Annotated in this window: 15 protein-coding genes; 8 read left to right on the forward strand and 7 right to left on the reverse strand. The window is 34.0% G+C overall.

The window, feature by feature from the left end; genetic code table 11:
* Positions 1-2 precede the first annotated feature (2 nt).
* Complete coding sequence (locus IIF7_RS18760) at positions 3-989, reverse strand: putative oxygenase MesX (RefSeq protein ID WP_084843222.1); 987 nt, start codon at positions 987-989, stop codon at positions 3-5.
* A gap of 1,550 nt (positions 990-2,539) precedes the next feature.
* Positions 2,540-2,944 carry a hypothetical protein gene (locus IIF7_RS18765; RefSeq protein WP_084843223.1) on the reverse strand — a complete coding sequence of 135 codons (405 nt, stop codon included), beginning with the start codon at positions 2,942-2,944 and terminating at the stop codon, positions 2,540-2,542.
* 922 nt (positions 2,945-3,866) lie between these two features.
* Between IIF7_RS18765 and IIF7_RS18770 the strand changes: the two genes are divergently transcribed.
* From IIF7_RS18770 to IIF7_RS21280, 4 genes are all read left to right on the forward strand, one after another.
* Positions 3,867-4,973, forward strand: a complete 1,107-nt coding sequence (locus IIF7_RS18770) for a GAF domain-containing protein (RefSeq protein WP_084843224.1) — start codon at positions 3,867-3,869, stop codon at positions 4,971-4,973.
* A gap of 310 nt (positions 4,974-5,283) precedes the next feature.
* Positions 5,284-8,103 carry a 2,3-diaminopropionate biosynthesis protein SbnA gene (gene sbnA / locus IIF7_RS20915; protein ID WP_176219009.1) on the forward strand — a complete coding sequence of 940 codons (2,820 nt, stop codon included), beginning with the start codon at positions 5,284-5,286 and terminating at the stop codon, positions 8,101-8,103.
* Positions 8,100-9,560, forward strand: coding sequence for a type III PLP-dependent enzyme domain-containing protein (locus tag IIF7_RS18780; protein ID WP_084843225.1), 1,461 nt, complete (start codon positions 8,100-8,102; stop codon positions 9,558-9,560). Before sbnA ends, IIF7_RS18780 begins: the two co-directional genes overlap by 4 nt.
* Before the next feature lie 499 nt (positions 9,561-10,059).
* On the forward strand, positions 10,060-10,317 hold the full coding sequence (locus tag IIF7_RS21280) for a CBU_0592 family membrane protein (RefSeq protein WP_084843226.1): 258 nt from the start codon (positions 10,060-10,062) through the stop codon (positions 10,315-10,317).
* Here the strand turns inward: IIF7_RS21280 and IIF7_RS18790 are convergent.
* A complete protein-coding gene (locus tag IIF7_RS18790; RefSeq protein ID WP_245801678.1) occupies positions 10,283-10,780 on the reverse strand; it encodes a TetR/AcrR family transcriptional regulator in 498 nt (165 codons plus the stop codon). The two genes, IIF7_RS21280 and IIF7_RS18790, sit on opposite strands and share 35 nt — an antisense overlap.
* Positions 10,781-11,061: 281 nt before the next feature.
* Here IIF7_RS18790 and IIF7_RS18795 point away from each other — a divergent pair, with 281 nt between their 5' ends.
* From IIF7_RS18795 to IIF7_RS18805, 3 genes are read left to right on the forward strand one after another with little or no spacing between them, the layout of a single operon-like run.
* The gene (locus IIF7_RS18795) at positions 11,062-12,303 is read left to right on the forward strand and encodes an alkaline phosphatase family protein (protein ID WP_084843228.1); all 1,242 of its coding nucleotides are present in this window, start codon (positions 11,062-11,064) and stop codon (positions 12,301-12,303) included.
* A gap of 18 nt (positions 12,304-12,321) precedes the next feature.
* Positions 12,322-15,417, forward strand: coding sequence for a SusC/RagA family TonB-linked outer membrane protein (locus IIF7_RS18800; RefSeq protein WP_084843229.1), 3,096 nt, complete (start codon positions 12,322-12,324; stop codon positions 15,415-15,417).
* Positions 15,418-15,420: 3 nt separating this feature from the next.
* A complete protein-coding gene (locus IIF7_RS18805) occupies positions 15,421-16,872 on the forward strand; it encodes a SusD/RagB family nutrient-binding outer membrane lipoprotein (protein ID WP_084843230.1) in 1,452 nt (483 codons plus the stop codon).
* 551 nt (positions 16,873-17,423) lie between these two features.
* On the opposite strand, the gene IIF7_RS18810 is transcribed toward IIF7_RS18805, so the two are convergent.
* From IIF7_RS18810 to IIF7_RS18825, 4 genes are read right to left on the reverse strand one after another with little or no spacing between them, the layout of a single operon-like run.
* Positions 17,424-18,119: a DUF4097 family beta strand repeat-containing protein gene (locus IIF7_RS18810; RefSeq protein WP_084843231.1), complete on the reverse strand. Its 696-nt coding sequence runs from the start codon at positions 18,117-18,119 to the stop codon at positions 17,424-17,426.
* 29 nt (positions 18,120-18,148) lie between these two features.
* Entirely contained in the window at positions 18,149-18,964 is an 816-nt protein-coding gene (locus IIF7_RS18815) for a DUF4097 family beta strand repeat-containing protein (protein WP_084843232.1), read from the reverse strand.
* 22 nt (positions 18,965-18,986) lie between these two features.
* Complete coding sequence (locus IIF7_RS18820; protein WP_084843233.1) at positions 18,987-19,766, reverse strand: HEAT repeat domain-containing protein; 780 nt, start codon at positions 19,764-19,766, stop codon at positions 18,987-18,989.
* Entirely contained in the window at positions 19,763-20,293 is a 531-nt protein-coding gene (locus IIF7_RS18825; protein WP_139801369.1) for an RNA polymerase sigma factor, read from the reverse strand. Before IIF7_RS18825 ends, IIF7_RS18820 begins: the two co-directional genes overlap by 4 nt.
* 242 nt (positions 20,294-20,535) lie before the next feature.
* Between IIF7_RS18825 and IIF7_RS18830 the strand changes: the two genes are divergently transcribed.
* Entirely contained in the window at positions 20,536-20,958 is a 423-nt protein-coding gene (locus tag IIF7_RS18830; protein WP_084843235.1) for a DoxX family protein, read from the forward strand.
* Positions 20,959-20,968 lie beyond the last annotated feature (10 nt).

Raw genomic sequence — 20,968 nt, forward strand, 5'->3', positions numbered from 1 at the left:
GTTCACTTTGACCGGCTCATCCACTCGATGGCTAGCTGACTGCGTTCTTCTCTGTTGTAGACAATTTTTGTTAAAGAATGATCTTGATTTTTTAAACTTGGTTGATAGTAATAACCTGCAACAGAATTGGCATTATAAATTTCGGGTCTATAAATCTTCTGGAAGCTTTCCATTGTGCTAATGGTACTGATTAACTCAAGGTTCGAATAATCAGCTAGTAAGTCACCAAAGAAAAAAAATGCTAAGGGTGCAACACTCTGGACAGGCATAAAATACCGAACCTGTAAGCCCATCTTTTTGAAATATTGCTCGGTTAAAGAGGCTTTGTCTGGCTTGTATTCAAAACCTAATATTGGATGATGGTTTCCAGTACGATGATAGATTTTATTATCGGAAACACTCAAACATATAACAGGTGGTTTGCTAAAATGTTCTTTGTACGTTTCTGAGTTCACAAAACATTTGAATATATTACCATGTAATTCACCAAAGTTTTCAGGAACGCTGAAGCTGTCTTTAGCTTTATTATGTTCTAAAAGCAGTACGCTAAAATCGTAATCACGTAGATAAGAAGAAAAGTTATTTCCGACGATACCTTCAATACGTTTACCACTTTTATGATCTATAATATTGGTTTTTAAAATTTCAATTGAAGGGAATGTTGTACCACTTCCATCAACATCAATATCTACAGAAATGATTTCTACTTCCAACGAATAGCGATCCTTGTTAGAATTATCCCAGTTCGCCAGACTATTAAAACGATTGTTAATCATAGTAATCGTATTGCGCAGGTTTTCCTGACGACTTTCCCCTCTGGCCAGATTGGCAAAATTTGTTGTCGTTCTTGTATTGTTGGATGGAATATAATGTTCATCGAAATAAATACTCTTCAGTTCAAAAGCAAAATCTACTTTGGTTGTTTGCTGCGTGATGTCAATTCCTTTGTTATCGCTTATTTCTGAATCTTCCAATTTCCTTGTTTTCATTTGATGATGTTTCGGTGTTTTATTCCTACAAAGTTTGTAATAATAGATCAATAAATTTGTATTTGTGTAAAATTCAGAAGGATTGTCTTTTATGAGTGTTTGTATTGGAAAAAAAATCTTTTTATGAGTGTGAAAGGATATAAAACAGATTATTTTTCTTTAGAATTTTTATCTGTTAGTGTAAATAAATTGACTTTTCGATGTAAAAGCAGGATCAATTACTAAATAATATCTTTCCGAAATTGAAGAACATTGGGTTAATTTAGGGATCAAAATGATTATTATTCTTTTAATAGAAAAAGTAATATATTTTTGATAAAACCCTGATGTAATTCAAATGTGCTGATTCGAAAACATGCTTACAAGAGAGGATTTCAGGTTTAACTGCAACTCTGAATTATATTAAGAATTTAATTTTTTGATAAAGAATTTATGCAGAATTCAATGGTTTAGTATAAAGGAATTATACTTTTGGTTTGTATCTTTAGATTACATAATCATCAATTGATTTACCGATAATCGTTTAATAACCTTATTGATCTTAATTCCGATTAATTTTGAATTGGATTTCCATTTGGGATTTGATTGTTATTTAGGAATTAGTGGGGAAGGTTGTGATGGACTTTCCCTTTTTTTTGTTTTTCATCCAATGGGTATACTCCTTATTCTTGGCCCGTTTAATTCGAATTTTGCTATTAAATGAATTTGAGAGAATGCTTTTGTCGATCGGTCCTGAAGAAAAGACAACCTGATTTTTCGAAGGTTCAATATTATTTTTATAAGTTCAGTTTTGTTTTGGGAAAGATCGGGGAAGGAGTAATTGAAGATGAGGCTTTGCATAAGGTTTTTTAGCTGTTCGCCCTTTTAGTGTTTCGTTATTCTGTTGGAGTTCGACCAAATTCATTTTTAAAAGAGTAATAAAAATGTGATAAACTTTCAAATCCCATGTCCAAGTAAGTATCTAAATGTTTTATTTTTTTTGTTAGAGAAGAAGTTAAAATAATTAATTAGTTTTATTTTGTAAACTAAGTCCTTACTTATCGATGATATAGGACGAAATAGTCTGGGAAGTTACAAGGAGATGGCTTCATTGAATTAGTGCCGAATTATGATACTTTTTAATTCCTTTGTTTTTTGTATAAAATCTGATTTAAGCAGAACTAATTCCTGCCTTTTATTTTTTGCTTTGTTTGCAGTAGTACGTGATTGGTTTGGCAAAGTAACTTTTCTTCCAAATTAATCACTGTTTTCATTACATAAAATCTACCATTTTCTGTAATGTAAGAATGGTATTGGAGAGTGCTACTTCATCGATATTACGATGAGGATAAGAACGGCTAAATGTTGAGTTTAATTCCTTAAGACAACTAAGCGTATGTCTTTTATGTTGTTTAAATAGTTTTTAAAATATTTGTTTGGAAGCTCGTTGGGCTTTTACAAGGAATCGAATGTTATTTTCGAGAAGACTATAAAGCTCAGACATCGGATTGGCGTCCATTTCGTTTGCTAAAATTTTTTGTAAAATAAGATAACTTGTAATTAAAGGCTTGTTATGAGAGCCATATTTTCAATGCTTCAAATAGTTCTTTATTTGATGTTGAGAAATGATTATAATTACATATTAGATAAATGAAATCGAGTTGGTCTTTGCTTTCATTTTGATATTGTATTCTAATTGGCTGCCAGAAAAAAGAAGACCGAACTTGAAAATGAGAATATGTTTTATCGTAACCTAAATATACTTGTGTAATTAAATGTCTATATAATATTATTTCAGCATTTTCATTTTTCTTTTTATCGTAGCCTTTAAAGATGAATTGATCTGCTTCAATTAACGCCCTTCCAGAAAATCGATGCGTAGGAGGAGCAAACATAACATGTGAAATTATCCAATCCAACCAATTTCTTTTTTCGAAATCAGTATCATAAATAATCAAAAGATTCTCGATCGTCATGTGAGGTATTTGACAAGTAAACTAAGGTTTGAATTTAGTAAATTCTTGTTGACCCTATGCATTCATTTAATAGATAAAATCGATAAAATGAATAGTAAGAGACTAACAAGCAATGCGGTGATGTTTGTATGAAATATTAATTTTCAGATTTTTTTAAAATATATTTTTAACATAAATAACGAAAATTTCTTCAAGGGCTCTTGGAAGCCCTTTATAAAGTAAAGAGTTTTTTGTAGCAAATTTGAAGTAAAATGGAAAACTCAGTTATAGTTTTGATAGTGCTCACCATATTTCCTTTCACTATGTTGTAGTCAACTCGCTTAATCAAAATGTTTATGAACACAATTCAAAAGCAAACAAAAATACTACTGGATTGATGCGGAAGAGTTGCTTTTGCCTTACGTTGGCTTTAGCTAAATTTAGGAAATCTTGACCTATCCATATTTCACCGTTATTAGTTTACTTTGAATATTACAACCTTGCCTTTTTATTCTCAAAAGAAAAGGATTTAGCATTAGCGGGTGAATAAACCGGTAAACTTCGCTTTTCTATTTATAGCCCTTTTCATATTTCTAAAACCGATTTCATTTGATTTTTGGGAGTGTTATAATGAAACTGAAAAGCCAAATACCCTGTATAAAAAAATATAATTTAATTGATAAATAAGTAGATATCAGATTCCGATAAAATTAAAATTGTAGGAAAAACATTAATAATTAAATCTTAAGGAATATTAATATTTGTTAATTTTGTTGCTGTATTAAATCCTATTTTTGTCAAATCTTGTTATCTATATCGTTTTAATTGCAACAGCTATTGTAGCTATCGGGATTATTTTTTTATTAATAAAAAATGATGGTTTCTGGTTTTCTACTAAAAAAAGAAATCGCAGTTAGATGAATTTTAAATATGAATAATTGTTATGGATGAATTTGCTCGACTTAACGATCTTTACAATCTTCAAATTTTAGACAGCAATCCAGAGAAGAAATTTGATGAATTGACTCATTTAGCTTCATTAATCTGTGGCATGCCTATTTCCTTAGTGAGTCTCATTGATAAAGATCGGCAATGGTTTAAGTCCGTTTATGGCATGGAAATCAGAGAAACCTTAAGAGCAGATGGTTTCTGTCATTATTTATTAGATGGAACGCCTTTTTTTGAAATAAAAAATGCTGAAAAGGATAAACGTTTTAAAAATAGTCCACTTGTAACCGGATACCCTTTTATTTCTTACTATGCAGGAGCACCAATCATGAGTACATCAGGACAGATCCTTGGAGCCTTATGCGTGATTGATCAAAAGGAAAACAGCCTAAATAAAAATCAGAAAGAAGCCTTACAGATTTTAGCCCGAAAAGCGACAAGCTATTTAAGTACACGTAAAGTCTTTATTGATCAGCAAAAGCATATAGAGTTAAGTGCGAATCGATTAAAACAAATACTTGATAATACCCCCGGTGTCATTTTTCAATTAAGAATTCAGGATAATTTTGAGATCAGTTTTGATTTTATAAGCAAAGGAATACAAGAAGTACATCCGCATCTTTCTGATGAAAAAATGAAAGCACAGCCAAAAATTTTTCTAAATTATATTCATCCGGACGATGTAGAAGAGTTTAGAAAAAGTATGCGAAAATCTGCCTCCACTCTAAGTCCATACAAATATAATTTTCGGGTTAAATTAAATGGGGATAATATCAAATGGTTTAAAGTCCGCGTAACACCAAAACGTATTGATGATGAAACTGTGGTATGGTTTGGTACACTCATGGATGTTTCCAGTATTATGGAATATGAAACGATTCTGGAACAAATTACCTTTGATATCTCCCATGTCATCCGTAAACCACTAACGACGCTATTAGGTCTTAATTCGACCCTCCGAGATCATACCGAATTAAGTGAAGCTGATCTTAGAGAATATTCGGATATGATCAATATTGTTATTAAAGAGTTAGACGTGTTTACCAGGAAGCTTGATCAATTTTACCAATTGAAAGTTGTTGATCATCATAAAAGAGTATAACAACTTATCCCGTTAATTTCTCTGTTTTAGTTTCCAGATTCTATTCCCATTTTTAGATAAAAAGGAAAGTTTATAATTTCTATAATTGATCAATATGAGATCAAGTTTTGTGATATTATGATGTAAATAAGAGCTGAATATTACTCAAGTTTGCGATTTATAGTAGTGCTAATAAATAACGTTAAAACTTGTATATTAAACTATTCAATAGTTATAATTCAGCTAAAAATGTTATTATTTATCTAATAAGGATTTTGTTATGAATAAATGTATCTACATTTATTCTATAACCAATCTAATCCTGTTGAAGATGAACGTGAGCTTGAGAGATAGACTTCAGGTTTCTAATTCTATTTTAGAAACTATAGGCGATACACCGATTGTACGATTACAACATATTTCTTCTACTTCTAGAGTGGAAGTTTTTGCCAAATTAGAAAGCTTTAATCCAAGTGGAAGTGTCAAGGCAAGAACCTCTTTTAATATTCTCCAAAAAGCCATGGAGGCTGGTGATTTACGAAAAGGAGATACAGTCATCGAATCCAGTTCTGGAAATATGGCTATTGGCCTGGCTCAGGCTTGTTTAGTAATGGGTTTAAAATTGATCGTTGTTGTAGACCCGAAAATTAACAAACTTACTTCTCAGTTACTAGAAACTTATGGAGCCACTATCGAAATGGTAACTGAACCTTTGGAAGAAGGTGGATTTTTAGGTGCTCGACTGGCAAAAGTAAAAGAATTGCTCAAGATCACTAAAAATAGTTTTTGGAGTAATCAATATGGAAATTTGGACAATCCCAAAACACATTATCAAACCACCAAGGAAATTTACGAAGCTTTAAATGGAAGATTAGATTATCTATTTGTTGCCACAAGTACGTGCGGAACTTTAATGGGATGTGCAGATTATATAAAAGCGAATCATCCTAATACCAAAATTATAGCTGTAGATGCAGTTGGAAGCGTGCTTTTTGGCGGTGAAGCTGGCACAAGAAAAATTCCCGGTCATGGTGCAGGGGTAGATTCTCAATTTCTGGATCAAGGTTACATCCATGATTTTGTTAAGGTGAGTGATCTGGAATGTGCTGTAGGCTGTTGGGAACTGCTTGAGAAAGAAAGTATTCTTGCCGGAGGTTCCTCGGGAGCGATCATAAAAGCATTTCAGAAATACGAGGATCAAATAGAAGAAGGTTCACGTTGCGCTTTTATACTAAGCGATGGTGGAAGCAGATACCTTGATACTATTTATAATCAGGAATGGCTAATAAAAAACATTCCTGGGGTTTATGATGCATTAACACCTATCGGAGGATGGAAAATTAAACCTTCATTCGAATTTAACGTCGCTATTGTTGGTCTTGGTCCTAAAGGTTTATACGGTCTGGAACGTTTGTTAGCTCAGCTGAAAAATAAAAAAGTTCAGGAGATAGTAAATATTCATCTTTATAATAAAAACGAATATTTTGGTGCTGGTGATGTGTATCGCTTCGATCAGCCCAATTATTTGAAAATGAATTTTACGAATCAGAAAATTGATATTCGGTCTCAAAAACAACCAAAATCGATAGTTAAATTAAAGAGTTATACTTCATGGCTTAGCGATAGTACTGGAATTGATGAAAGTTTGTTAAAAGATCAATTTTCTTCACGGAAGATGGTTGGTAAATATCTTTGTAAAAGTTTTGAAGATTTGATTTCTTCAGCTCCAGAGAACATTAAGATATATCAACATCACGAAGAAGTTGTAAATATTACAGAAAATGAAGACGTGCTGCAGCTGGAAACATTTTTAGAAGGAAAATCAAAAAAGCTAGTAGAGGTTCATAATCTATTATTAACCACAGGTCATGCGGGAAATCGTTCCGAAATTTTAGAAAATAAAGAGTCAATTTCTTCGAATATTGACTTTGTGTATCCTGTTGAAAAAAAATTAACCAATATTGATTCTAATTCTTCCGTAGCGATAAAGGGAATGGGCTTAACATTTATTGATGCTGTTTTAGCTTTAACTGAAGGAAAAGGAGGAAGTTTTAGTGGTGAATGCGAGAATATGGAATATTTCGCTTCAGGAAACGAGCCTGCTGTAATTTATCCTTATTCCAGGTCTGGTGCTTTAATGATCCCTAGAGTAGGAGAGATGCCGAATGTTCCGGAGCTACGTTTTTTTACTGCTGAAAAACTGAATGAAATTAGAAAGAATTCGGCCTATAAATTCGATTTTTCAGGAGAATTACTATCATTGATCAAAAAGGAATTTATATATCGATATTACAGTGTAGCTTTCAGAAATTCAGGGGAAGACATAATTGAAAATTTATCATTTTCTGAAATACTGAATGAAATTGAAAACTTTCACAAGAAATATCCATTTGAACAGCGGTTTTCTTTTGAAGCACTCAAATCACCATTTATTCAGTATAAAAGCTATGATACTTCAGCTGTAAAACATCTTCTGGAAAAAACTTTAGCGCAGGTGTCGGAGGGTAGAAAAAGTCCGTTACTCGCGGCGATTAGCGCGTGGCATGATATAAGTCCGATTTTTAATGATCTCTATAGTTTTGGAGGTTTGACAGCCAGATCTCATCAAATTTTTGATACTGAGTATTTTTCTTTTTTCAACCGCATTAGTTACGGGCCGCCATTAGAAAATATGTATAAAATTTTAGCCATATTAAAAGCTGGAATTTTAGATTTCAGTTATGGTAAATCCCCGAAGATAGCTCAACTACCCAATGGAAAATTTGAATTAAAAAATTCCTATTCGGAAACTAGTAAAAAGGCACTTACCGACTATCACATCGATGCACGTATCCCCAAAATGAAATTACCTGAACAATCCTCTTTACTTTATAAAAATCTTTTCAAGGAAATAAAAATGCAAGTTTTTCAGAATATAGATGAAACAGGGATTTACGAGACGGGAGGTATGGATCTTAGCAAAGAAGGACATCCAATTAGCAAAGAAGGAAAGGAATTACATAATATCACCATATACGGCACCCCTACCGAGGGTGTTACTTTCGATAATGATACGCTATCCAGAAGCCGTAACGATTTTTCATCAGTTTGGGCGAATGGCGTAGTAGATCACTTAAATAAGATTATTTCAAATTCTAAAAATATTAAATGAGCAATAGTAAGTATACAAAAGGAAATCAGGAAAAAGGTCTTACCCCAATAACTTCGCAATGGATGCACGATGTTATGGAGCATCCGGGAGTAGTTAATGAGCTTTTTGCTAAGTATGGTTCTCCATTAAATATTCTTAATCCTGCCTCTTTTACCCAAAATTGTAAGAAATTTAAAGAAGTTTTTGAACGTAATAATGTAAAATCTGGAATCTTCTATGCTCGAAAAGCTAATAAGGCAAAGGCATTTGTAAAGCAGGCTTTTGAAGATAATATAGGTGTAGATACTGCGAGTGAGCGCGAGCTGTTGCAATCGCTTCAGCTTGGTGGAGATGGTGATCATTTAGTATTAACTTCAGCTATAAAAACAAATAAGCAGATCGAAATTGCTATTCAGAATAATGTACCAATTGTCTTAGACAACGATGATGAATGTATTCTGGTTAATGATCTTGCCGAAAAGCATAATAAAAAAGCTATTGTTGCTTTTCGTATAAGTGGTTTTCATGTCGATGGAAACAAACTCTACAGCCGTTTTGGCTTCGATATCGACGAAATTGAAGATTATTTAATTAACAAAGTTGGTGAAGATAAAGCCTATAGTAATCTTAATGCAGTGGGGCTACATTTTCATTTAGATGGCTATTCTACGCACCAAAGAAGTGAAGCTTTGTTGCAATGCATCAAATTGATTCAAAATTTAAAAGAGCATGATTTTTCACTTCGATTTATCGATATGGGCGGTGGAATTTTAATTAATTATCTAAAGCATAAAGATGAATGGTTGGATTTTGATGAAAGATTAAAACAAAGTCTGAAAGATGAAATTTCACCGGTGACATTCAATAAAAACGGACTTGGATATAGATTCGAAGACGGAAAAATAAAAGGGGAGAGGAAAACCTATCCTTATTTTAATGAAATCCATTCAGATAAATTTTTGAACGAAGTTCTACAATATCAGGATCAAAATAGTGATTCTGTTGCTTCTTTACTTCAAAAGGAAAATGTTGAAATTCGTATAGAACCGGGTAGATCTTTAGTGAATCAATCTGGGATTACTATGGCGAAAGTTGTTCATCGAAAAAAAGATGCAAAAGGCCAATGCCTAATTGGTTTAGAAATGAATATGAGCCAGATGATGAGTTCTAGCGCAGATTTTATGCTGGATCCTTACGTAATGTATGCAGATTTGGATGAAGACCAAACAGAAAATGACTCTGTCGATGTTTATTTTACCGGGGCTTATTGTTTAGAAAGAGATGTACTATTGAAAAGGAAAGTAAGCTTACCTAAACTTCCTGAAATTGGTGATGTTGTGGTTTTTGTAAATACTGCCGGCTATATGATGCATTTCTTTGAAACTCAGGCACATCTTTTTGAGCTGGCACCTAATTTAGTTTATACTGAAAAATCAAATTCCGTCGAGCTTTCTAATTTTTATTTAGACGAAGATTAGAATTTAACTTATTTATCAATTTTCATTAATCTTTATCATAAAATTGATAACTAAAAGTACATATATGTGTAAGCTTCACTGTAAAATATTAGTTTGAGTATATAAGAATATTAATGTAATAGTTTTTCTACCTGAGTCTTGCATTACTATAAATAATCAGAATCTATTGTTGTAAAAGCTATGGTTCCTAAGATTTTCAATATTTCCCAATCTTGTATTTCCCGGTTCCAGCCCGGTTTGACCACCAATTGACTTAACTTTTCAATTTATTCACTTTCTGGTATAAATAGTACTTATGAAGTTATTTATTTTAAAAGCTTGCCTTTTAGTAATACTGTTGCCATTCTTCTTCTTTTTGATGTAATTTGTTATTTGTTAAAGATCAAGTTTCCTATTTTAAAAAAAACTTAGTGAAGATAGAACTCGCCTGGTACGCGTAATTAAATGAAGAAATATAGGATATATAGACAGTAAATACGAATTGAAACAAAATTTATAAATGACATTAATAGGTTTAGTTGGTTGGTGTGGGGCCTTAATCTTTATAATTGCATATTTTCTTCTTAGTGCAGGACACCTGTCTGCAAAGAAGCCGACATATCATATTTTAAATATTATCGGAGGTTTGTGCTTAGTTATAAATGCAGCAACTTTAGATGATTTTCCCAATATATTAGTCAATATTGTATGGGCGCTTATCGCGATTTTTGCATTATATAGAATTATGACGGACCGGAAGAAAAATCCAAAAGCTTGATCGCATAAATAATATAGAGTTCTTCTTTTTCCCGATAATTAATCTCTTTCTGATTAAACATTCCCAGATAATAATACGAGCCGTCGATAAGTGCAAAAATGATCTCAGTTATTTCGGATATGTTAGAATTGAATATTACACCACAGGATTTTGCTTCCAATAATTTTTCCTGTAATACCTGATGAAGTTTTTCCAGATAATTTCTGAAACTGGTATTAAAATCTTTTTTACGGTATATCAGGGCATAGCAACTATAAAAAACACCATCATCGAAGTATTTATTCCATTTTCTTGAGAAGAGGTCAGTGATGAAATTCACCAAACTTTCTTTATTATCCATCATTCCATATTCTATAGAATTCACCATATTCAAGTGTCTTTCCAGAATATACTCATTAAGGCCAATTAAAAGTTCATCACGGGTTTTAAAATAGTGCATCACCAAACCGTTACTAATCTGCATATCTTCCGCAACTTTAGCAATCGAGGTATTTTCTAAACCAATTTTTTTTGCAATCCTGTAAAAAGATTGAATGATTTCCCTGCGCCTTTTCGAACTTAAACTTTTACGCCCCACAAATTTTTTTCGGTAAATATACCAAATTGATTTACAAAAGCTAATGTCCCATAATTAGTAACATACAGGGAACATTAAAGTAAACTTTTATTAATTGACTGTTCATTCAATTTATTCAATCTTCACTATACATTTGGAGTGCAAAACTCTAACTTAAAATAATCTTAATGAAATTTAAATTCACATCTGTGGTCATGATGCTATTTCTGTTAAGCTATCAGCTATCCGCACAGGAAGAGCGTCAAAAAGAAAAGAAGCTCGTTTTTATTATTGTAGATGGAATCGCAGCTGATATGATTCCAAAGGCGAAAACCCCAAATCTCGACTTGATTGCACGAGATGGAGATTTTACCGAAGCTTATGTGGGCGGAGTAAAGGGCTCGTATTCAGAAACCCCGACAATTTCTGCGGTAGGTTATAATAGCTTATTAACCGGCACATGGGTAAATAAGCATAATGTTTATGGTAACGAAATTAAGCAGCCCAATTACAACTACCCAACTATTTTTAGGCTTTTTTCCAATGATTTCCCCGAGAAAGAAACTGCAATATTTTCCACATGGGAAGATAATCGAACCAAACTTTTGGGAGAACATTTAGTAGGATCAAATTTTCTGAAGATAGGATATGCTTTTGATGGTTTTGAAAAGGATACCATAAATTTTCCACATGATCCTTATCGGGAGTATATTAAGAATATCGATATAAAAGTGGCTGCCGAAGCAGCGGCATATATTAAGTCTGATGCCCCGGATTTAAGCTGGGTTTACCTTGAGTTTTCAGATGATATGGGACATGGTTACGGAGATAGTCCTCAACTCTACGATGCAATAGCTTTTGAAGACCAATTAATAGGTCAGATTTATAATTCTGTGAAATACAGACAAGCTAATTTTAATGAAGACTGGCTTTTTATCGTAACTACGGATCATGGGCGCTCTCCCCAGGATGGTAAACATCATGGAGGTCAATCCGATCGTGAGCGAAGTACCTGGATTGCCATGAATAAAAAGGCTAATCAATATTTTAAAAAACAAATTCCAGCTATTGTTGATATCCTGCCAACAATGGTTTCATTCCTGGATATTGATGTGGAAAATTCTGTTCAACAGGAATGGGATGGTATCTCATTAATCGATAAAGTAGATGCCATGTACCTTTCAGCTAAACTCAATGGGGAAAGTATCAAGTTGTCCTGGAAGGCCCTTACAGAGAAGGATGCAGAAGCTAAATTATATATAGCCAGAACCAATAATGTAAAATACGGGGCTAATGATGACTATGAACTTTTGGGAACCGCATTGATAAAAGATGGAGGCGCAAAATTTCCATTAATTAAAAAATCCGAAAACTATAAAATACTAATGGTCACTCCAAATCACCAATTGAATACCTGGATCATCAATTAAAATAAATCACTAAGGAACATGACAAAAACAATTACACTATTATTGTTGTTATTAACAACGACAATTGGTTTTTCTCAACAACAAATTAATGGAGAAATTACCGACAATAATGGAATTCCACTGGGAGGGGTAAATGTACTTATCCGGAATTCTTCGAAAGGAACCATTTCAGACTTTGATGGAAAATATAGTTTGGAAGCTACTGCTCAGGATACTTTGGAATTCTCTTTTATGGGATTTAGAACACAGCTAATTCCGGTTAATGACCAGTCTGTAATTAATATAATTTTAATTGAAGATTCTTCTCAGTTAAATGAAGTTGTAGTTACCGCATTAGGAATTAAAAAAGAGAAAAAAGCTTTAGGTTATGCCATTCAGGAGGTTGATGGACAAAAACTGGAAAAAGCAAAAGAGCCAAATTTTGTAAGTTCACTTACCGGAAGAGTTGCCGGATTAAATATCCAAAATTCGACTGATTTATTTCAAGATCCACAGATAAGTCTTAGAGGAGCGAGCCCTCTGTTAGTAATTGATGGTATCCCCGATCGAACTACAGATTTATGGAAAGTTAATTCTGATGATATTGAAAGTATCAGCGTATTGAAAGGAGCTACAGCTTCAGCTCTATACGGTTCAGTGGGGCGTAATGGAGCCATAATGATTACCACCAAGAAAGGGAAAAAAGGAAAACTTACCGTAACTGTAAATAATTCTACAATGTTCCAGACTTCTTTCATCAAGGTTCCCGATGTTCAAACTACCTATGGAAACGGAAATCAGGGAGTATATGCTTATGTGAATGGAAGTGGATCGGGTACCGAAGGTGGTGGTTGGATTTGGGGGCCACGCCTGGATCAAACAGATTCCAGTACACCTAGTGGTTATTTCGAAACACCGCAGTATAATAGTGAGGTGGATCCGGCTACCGGAGAACTAATTCCATTGCCTTATATATCAAGAGGAGCAGATAATATTGAAAACTTTTTTAGAACAGGCTTGATTCAGACTAATAATGTAAGTGTTGATTGGGGGAGTGAAAAAGCCAGTTTCAGAACTTCAATATCAAATGTTTATCAAAAAGGAATTGTTCCCAATACAGATCTGAATAACACCTCTTTCAATCTTGGCGGGAGTCTGAATCCATCTGAGAATTTATCCATAAATTCATCACTTACATATAACAAGCAATATACTGACAATTTTCCGGAAGTAGGCTATGGCCCAACGAATTACCTTTATAATCTTATCCTTTGGACGGGAGTGGATGTCGATATCCGGGACTTAAGGAATTATTGGAGAGAAGGAGAAGTTGGTTACCAACAAAGACACTTTAATATTTCTTATTATAATAATCCCTATTTTCAGGCTTATGAATATCAAAGAGGATATAATAAAGACAATATTTTCGGAAATCTTAATGTCGAGTATAAATTAACCCCTCATTTAAGCTTAAAAGGTCGTGGAGGAGCTAATGTATACAGTCTGAACAGAACTTATAAAGAGCCTAAAAGCTATATCGGATACGGAGATCGTTCACGAGGAGATTTTACGGTTGCAGATGCTACTTATTTCGATATTACCACTGATGTTGGTTTGAAATATGATAATCATATTGCAGACCAAATTGGTATCTCCGGAGAATTGGCTTATGTTAATTATTATCGTCAATCGACCAGTCATACCACCGGAACAGATGGCTTAAATATTCCTGGGTTTTATAATCTTGATAATAATGCAGGTGCAACATTTATAGCAAGTAATAGGGAGGAAAAGGAAACAATACATAGTTTCTATGGTTTTGTTGATTTTGATTTTTACGATACCTTTTATTTGTCACTTTCAGGAAGAAACGATCAGGTTTCAACCTTACCGGAAGCAAATAACTCTTTCTTTTATCCTTCGGTTTCCGCCTCTTTAGTATTTACGGAATTACTTGATACGCCTAAATGGATAACATTTGGGAAGATCAGAGGTTCCTGGTCTCAGGTTTCTGAAGGCAAGATAGGGAACAATCCATATAGTCACATTCAGGCTTATGAAAAAGGAACCAGTTGGAATGGTGTTCCTTCAACCTTTTTCGGGAATGAGCTTTTATCATCTGATTTAAAACCCGAAACTTCGGATACCTGGGAAATAGGATTGAATACCCGCTTTCTCAATAGTCGCTTAGGCTTAGATATAGCTTATTACCAAACCAAGGATTATAATAACCTAATTTATAGTTCTATTTCTCAAAGTAGTGGATATAATAGTATATTATTGAATGGAGATGAATATAAGCGTAGAGGGATTGAGGTTGTTTTAGATGGAACCCCCATAAAAACCAAGGATTTCAGATGGGATGCACAGGTTAATTTAAGCCAGTACCGCAGGTATCAGGAAGAGATTTACGGTGATAGAGAGCAAACCGATGCTTTCATTCGTGTCGGTGATCGTACGGACAAAATTTATGCAGGAGTTTATCAAACTAATGAACAGGGACAAGTCATATTTGAAAATGGCTATCCTGTTTCTGATCCTTATTCCAGATTTATTGGATATAACGAGCCGGATCTTACCTATGGCGTTTCAAATACTTTAAGTTATAAAAATATATCCTTATCATTTCTTTTTGACGGTCGTTTAGGCGGATTAATGTATTCAGATACTAATCAAAAAATGTGGTGGGGAGGGACTTCTCCCGGAACAGTAAATCAGTTCCGTGATGATGCTAATAATGGAGAGAGTACCTTTATCGGGAATGGGGTTAAAATCGTAGGTGGAAGTGTTGAATATGATGTTAATGGTAATATATTAAACGATACCAGAACATACGCTCCAAATGATGTACCGGTAAACTATATAAATTTTATGCAGACTACCAGTAATGGGTATAATAAGAATTACCATTACTATAAGGAAGATTTTATCAAACTTAGAGAAGTAACCTTAAGTTATAATTTCACCGAAAAAATCATATCGAAACTACCATTTAGTGATTTAAGTCTGTCTTTTATCGGTCGTAATTTATGGTTGTCATCTAAAATTCCCAATGTTGATCCTGATCCGGGACGTGATAACTTACAGGCACCAGCCACAAGAAACATCGGTATTAACCTAAACGCAAAATTTTAAATCATGAATCGATTTATTTCAGTACTATTAATATTTATATTTCCGATCTGCTTTAATAGTTGTAGTAAAATAGAGGATTTACAAGAAGATCCTAATCGCGCCACTTCGGTTAGCCCGGAATTATTATTGACCAATATAGAAACCAGAGCATTTGATAATGTGAGTTTATCCAGTGCATTGGCCAGTAGATATTTATCCTATACCAATGGAGTTAATTCCAATCAATATTATAATTGGCAGCGCTCTGACTTTGGAGGATATAATGACCTGAAACAGGTTAAAAAAATGGTAGAAGAATCTGAGAATGCTGGAATAGAAGTATATCAAATACTTGCTGATTTTTTTAACTCCTATTTTATCATTGATCTAACTCAGACCTTTGGTGATGTTCCTTATACTGAGGCTATTTTGGCTGATGAAGATATCTATCAACCTGTTTATGACTCTCAGAAAAGTATTTATTTAAAGGTATTAAATGATTTGAAATCAGCATCAGATGCTCTTGCCGTAAATCAGGAACCAATTGCTGGAGATATTATATATAATGGAGATAAGTTACAATGGCGAAAGCTTATTAATGCTTATTATCTTAGGGTTTTGATGAGTTTATCAAAGAAGGTGGGAGATACTGATTTAAACGTAAGATCAAGATTTCAGGAAATTATCAATAATCCGTCTCAATATCCTTTAATGACTTCAAATTCAGATAATGGGGCCTTGGCATACCATAATATACAGAATAATAGATACCCGTATTTCAATGATAATGATTTACAAACCGCTTATTATATGGAGCAAAATTTCGTCGAGCGATTACAGGAATTTGAGGATCCCCGATTATTTGCTTTTGCGGAGCGTAAACCTAATGCAGCAAACGCACCCGTAAATGATTTTAATTCCTATGGAGGCCTAAAGGGAAGTGAAGACCTTAATGCGAATACCTCAAAGGCGGTCTCCGGAGAAGCCAGCAGGATTGCAGAGCGATATTTTTTCGATCCCGTTAATGAACCTAGCATTTTAATGAGTTACTGGGAGCAGGAATTTATTATTGCCGAAGCTGCCGTACGTTCCTGGATTTCGATTGATCCACAGGTACATTATAGAAATGGAGTAGAGGCATCATTTGATTTTTTTACAACTCAAATTCCAGAAGATTATTTTGATAATGACCAAATCTCATTAAATGGAGATGATGAAATTCAAAAAATTCTTGAACAGAAATATATTTCCATGTTTATGAATACCGGATGGCAAATATTTTATGAACAACGTCGCACAGGTTTTCCTGAATTTAATACGGATGGGGCGGGTATTTTAAATAATGGAAGAATTCCAAAACGTTGGATGTATCCAATGGATGAAGCAACAAATAACAGTGCAAATCTACAAGATGCTATAAGTAGACAATTTGCACAGGGAGATAATATCAATGCCGAGATGTGGATACTTCAATAAGTTATATATTTAATTGCTTATTAAAAAAACCAGGTAAAGTTTATTACCTGGTTTTTTGTACTTTAGGAACAATTCCTTTTTGAGTTACCAGTTCAAATTATCTTGAAAATCAGTAATCGGGATACCAATTCTGATAAATCAGTTTCTATTATAAATTTAGCTCTCAACTTTGTGCCATAATCTTAAAATTGAATGAGAGCAATTTCATTTTTTGAGCATTGAGATAATGAATTCTAAAATAGAAAATTCAAAAGCCTTAAGGTGGATGACCCCCAAGATTTAAAATGAATACGTTCCTGGTATTATTCAAAAACAATTAAATGTTAATTTAAAATGTCAAGTATTTTGTTTGGTTTACTTGACCAATAGCTAATGTTTACTGCTTTTGCAGTAATGGGAGTTACACAGAATATACAGCATCAAATCAGTATGTTAGCTGATGGGACCAACTGCCTAACGACAAAGCATTTTACCACCTATATCTTCGTTTAAAAAAAGAGGATAGCCTTTATTCCCTGGCATTATTTATTTACGAACAGAAGTCTGATTATTTACTGCTTACGCATATAAATATTACCGGAAATGGTTTCAAGTTTGGTTTTTTGATCACCATTACTAACAATTCCCTGAACCCGACTGGAAACGGTCGGTTTGTTAGTATCGTTATTCATGTCTATGTCAAGATCAGAATAGATAGTTCCGGTAAGTGTTTTAGCATCTATTTTGGCTTTTTTCAAGGTCACATCTAAATTCCCGCTAATCGTCTTTAAAGCGAGCTCTCCCTCATATTTTTTCAATTCTACACTTCCAGAGATCAGATCGGTTTCCAGTTTGCCTGAAAAATTTTCAGAAATAACATTACCCGTGATGCTTTTTATTTTGAGTTCACTGTTTACAGGTACATAAACCAAATAATTGATTTCAGTTTTTTGATCACTATTATTGAGCATGATATTGTTCCTTTTCTTGAAGTAATCTCCGAAATCTGACGAGATATACATCTCTCCGGAAGATTCTTCCGTTTTCAAATTATAAGCTTCATTACCTTTCCCATTCTCAACAAGAACACTGGCCTTGATGTTGACCTCCTTTTTAACCCATTGGACGATTTTTATATCAGAAGCAAATTTGAAGTTTAAACTGATCTTTTGGATTTCAGATACGTTATAACTTTCTTCGACTTCCCGTTGTGCCTGGATAACCGAAGTAAAAAGAATGATGAGTGTACATGCGATAAACTGTTTCATAATGTTCATTTTTTGATTGATTTAAAATTTTACTTTTTTCTTAGATAGATATTACCAACGGAAGCTTTCAAAGCTATTTTTACACCTCCTTTATTGATATTTCCAGTAATTGATTTTTGACCACCTACGGCTTTAAGACCATCCTCTCTGGGTTTAATCAGGTCAAAATTGGTAAATACCGATCCCATAGTGGAACCTAATTCCACGGAGGCTTTGGTATTTGATGGTAAGCTTACATCGATCATCCCGGTAGAGGAGGTGATGGAAATCGGAGCGCTTTGATCAACACTACTAAAGATGGCATCAATATTACCGGTAGAGCTATGTGCTGTTATAGGGCCTGTCACATTAGTTAATTTAATATAGCCTACAACAGTATTAATCTCCAGTTCGTTAGTTAGATCTTCAATGATCACATTGCCTAAATTCCCGGTTTGTAGTTTTATAGCTACGGAAGCAGGTATGGTAAGTGTTAAGCCCTTACGCTTATAGAATGATTTAAGGTCGTTAATTCTTAAGACTTCTCCGTTAATTTCTATATACATACCTAGTCCGGTATTGTCCTCGCCACCGGCATAAATGGCCTTTAGACCTTTGGCTTTTTCATCGATTGAAACATCTTCATCTTCCCATGTAGATTCTGTTTCTTCAGAATCAGCGCAGTTATAACAACCCTCTTTAAGGATCAGTTGATCGGTTGTTCCCTTTTTAATAGCGATAGAGGTATTACTTTCGATTTCAATTCTTGAAATTCCTTTTAGTGATTTTTTGAACTCCGTCTGGGCATTAGCTACTAAACCTACCATAAGCATAAAGGCAAGGTATAATACATTTGATTTTTTCATTTTTTTTTTATGTTTTGATTGATTATAAAAGTTGTGCAAGTCCCTGGTTTACCTGATATTTTACGTATTCTGGTACCTCAGGCTGATTTAATAGTTTTTTCATCGGAGTCACCGAACGTTCATCTTTTACATGGGCAAGAAATTGTATGACCGCAATTTGAACTTCAGGATTTTCTTCGGTTTCCAAAGCAGCAATAAAAGCATCTCTTACCAACTGATTCTCTTGAAATCTCGAAAGGGAAGCAGCTGCAGCCAGTCTAACATTGATGTTGTCATCTTTTTGTAATCTTTCGATGATCGCTTTCAATACCTGATTATCTGGCATATTAATTTCTTCCGTATAATTGACCGCCTGTATTCTTTTGCTCGCAGAGCGATTGTCGAGCATGGCTAAAGTCATATTCGTCTTAAGCTGCTGCGACTGTTCCTGTAGCTGGACGATTTGCGTTTGAGCTGATACTGTTCCGCGATATTCTCCATAAATATAGCCGGCAAGTAAGAGTAGGATGGAAGCGGCAATTTGAAAAGCTGTCTTCCAGGACAGTGACTTTACATTGAGTTCCCGATTTTTTAATTCCTTCTTTTCCTTTTGTAGCATATCCTCAAAGGAGGAGAAGTGTCCTGGCTGTGGTGTTTTTTCTGGGAATTTATTGATCGTCTTGTCAAGAATTTTGATTTGATCAATCTCTTTTCTACAGGATTCACATTTTGCCAGATGCTCTTCGAAGTCCTGGGTTTCCGCTATCGAAAGTTCTCCTTCCAGATAATCGAAGATTCGTAGTTCTATTTCTGTACAATTCATATTTCAACAGATTCAAAAAACAATTTTTTTAATTTCTTTAAAGCTCGGTGTGCTTTTATTTTAACCGCATTTTCGGTACTCCCTAAAATTTCAGCTATCTGCAGATAGCGCATTTCCTGAAAGCGACTGAGCACTATGATCTCTCGTTCTTCAGGATTCAATTTTTTCATTACCAACTGCAATTTGAGGATATCATCATGCTTGTCCTCATCTTCTTTAAGTAGATGAACTTCCGTCCGCTCCTCATGATCATATCGCTTTTTTTGAGTTTTAAAATGATCATAGCTAAGATTACGAGCGATCCGGAATATCCAGGAATTAAACTTTCCTCCCTGATATGATTTCCGATACTTAATGGCTTTATAAAAAGTGGTCTGCATTAAATCCTCACAAGTATCACTATCATGAATCATCTGAATGAAAAAATTATAGATCCACTGATGATAACGTTCGTAAAGTATCCGCATATAATCCAGTTCATCCTTAGCAACCATGCTCATCAATTCTTCGTCGGTTAGGTTTTTCAAGTTTTTGATGGTGTTGTTTACTATAAAGACTTTGGTTTTATAAAAAGGTTTCAGGCAAGCTATTTTTTATATTCAAATAAATATAAAGAGGCATAAAAAAACTGATGAAATAAAGCATCAAAAGCACCGCTTTGCAGGAAGTAATATAGAATTTTGATTTTCGCTGAAAACGTCAAATATTTTATAAAGCCCTGCTAAAAATTGTCTTCATTCTTTTTCTATAGTATCTTAAATCAAAAAGAATGAAAAGGATGGGAACAAAAAATGTGGTAAGGATATTAATGGGATCGGCAATGCTTTTTGCCGGAATAGCACATCTTACTTTTAAAAGAAAAGAATTTCAGGCTCAGGTTCCAAGGTGGTTGCCAACCAATCAAAAAGTAATGGATCTCACCGTGCTTTCTTCTGGAATTGTAGAGATCACTTTAGGCTTGTTGATGATACTTTGGAAGCAAAAGCGCATAAGCACTGGCTTGATGTTGGCCTTGTTTTATGTTCTTATTTTTCCGGGGAACCTATCCCAGTATATGAATAAAATCGATGCTTTTGGGCTGGATACAGATACCAAGCGCTTTATCCGTTTGCTATTTCAACCAGTATTAGTATATGGAGCTTTATGGTCAACAGGAGCTGATAGGTATCTGGTTGAAAAATGTAGTAAATAGAAAACAAATT

It is taken from the genome of Zunongwangia atlantica 22II14-10F7, assembly GCF_002094855.1.
In the GTDB taxonomy this organism is placed as follows: Bacteria; Bacteroidota; Bacteroidia; order Flavobacteriales; family Flavobacteriaceae; genus Zunongwangia; species Zunongwangia atlantica.

Bases quoted from the DNA above. Each gene is read 5' to 3' on its own strand.
- IIF7_RS18760 (WP_084843222.1), bottom strand. From the start codon at position 989: ATGAAAACAAGGAAATTGGAAGATTCAGAAATAAGCGATAACAAAGGA.
- IIF7_RS18765 (WP_084843223.1), bottom strand. From the start codon at position 2,944: ATGACGATCGAGAATCTTTTGATTATTTATGATACTGATTTCGAAAAA.
- IIF7_RS18770 (WP_084843224.1), top strand. From the start codon at position 3,867: ATGGATGAATTTGCTCGACTTAACGATCTTTACAATCTTCAAATTTTA.
- sbnA (WP_176219009.1), top strand. From the start codon at position 5,284: ATGAACGTGAGCTTGAGAGATAGACTTCAGGTTTCTAATTCTATTTTA.
- IIF7_RS18780 (WP_084843225.1), top strand. From the start codon at position 8,100: ATGAGCAATAGTAAGTATACAAAAGGAAATCAGGAAAAAGGTCTTACC.
- IIF7_RS21280 (WP_084843226.1), top strand. From the start codon at position 10,060: ATGACATTAATAGGTTTAGTTGGTTGGTGTGGGGCCTTAATCTTTATA.
- IIF7_RS18790 (WP_245801678.1), bottom strand. From the start codon at position 10,780: ATGCAGATTAGTAACGGTTTGGTGATGCACTATTTTAAAACCCGTGAT.
- IIF7_RS18795 (WP_084843228.1), top strand. From the start codon at position 11,062: ATGAAATTTAAATTCACATCTGTGGTCATGATGCTATTTCTGTTAAGC.
- IIF7_RS18800 (WP_084843229.1), top strand. From the start codon at position 12,322: ATGACAAAAACAATTACACTATTATTGTTGTTATTAACAACGACAATT.
- IIF7_RS18805 (WP_084843230.1), top strand. From the start codon at position 15,421: ATGAATCGATTTATTTCAGTACTATTAATATTTATATTTCCGATCTGC.
- IIF7_RS18810 (WP_084843231.1), bottom strand. From the start codon at position 18,119: ATGAAACAGTTTATCGCATGTACACTCATCATTCTTTTTACTTCGGTT.
- IIF7_RS18815 (WP_084843232.1), bottom strand. From the start codon at position 18,964: ATGAAAAAATCAAATGTATTATACCTTGCCTTTATGCTTATGGTAGGT.
- IIF7_RS18820 (WP_084843233.1), bottom strand. From the start codon at position 19,766: ATGAATTGTACAGAAATAGAACTACGAATCTTCGATTATCTGGAAGGA.
- IIF7_RS18830 (WP_084843235.1), top strand. From the start codon at position 20,536: ATGAAAAGGATGGGAACAAAAAATGTGGTAAGGATATTAATGGGATCG.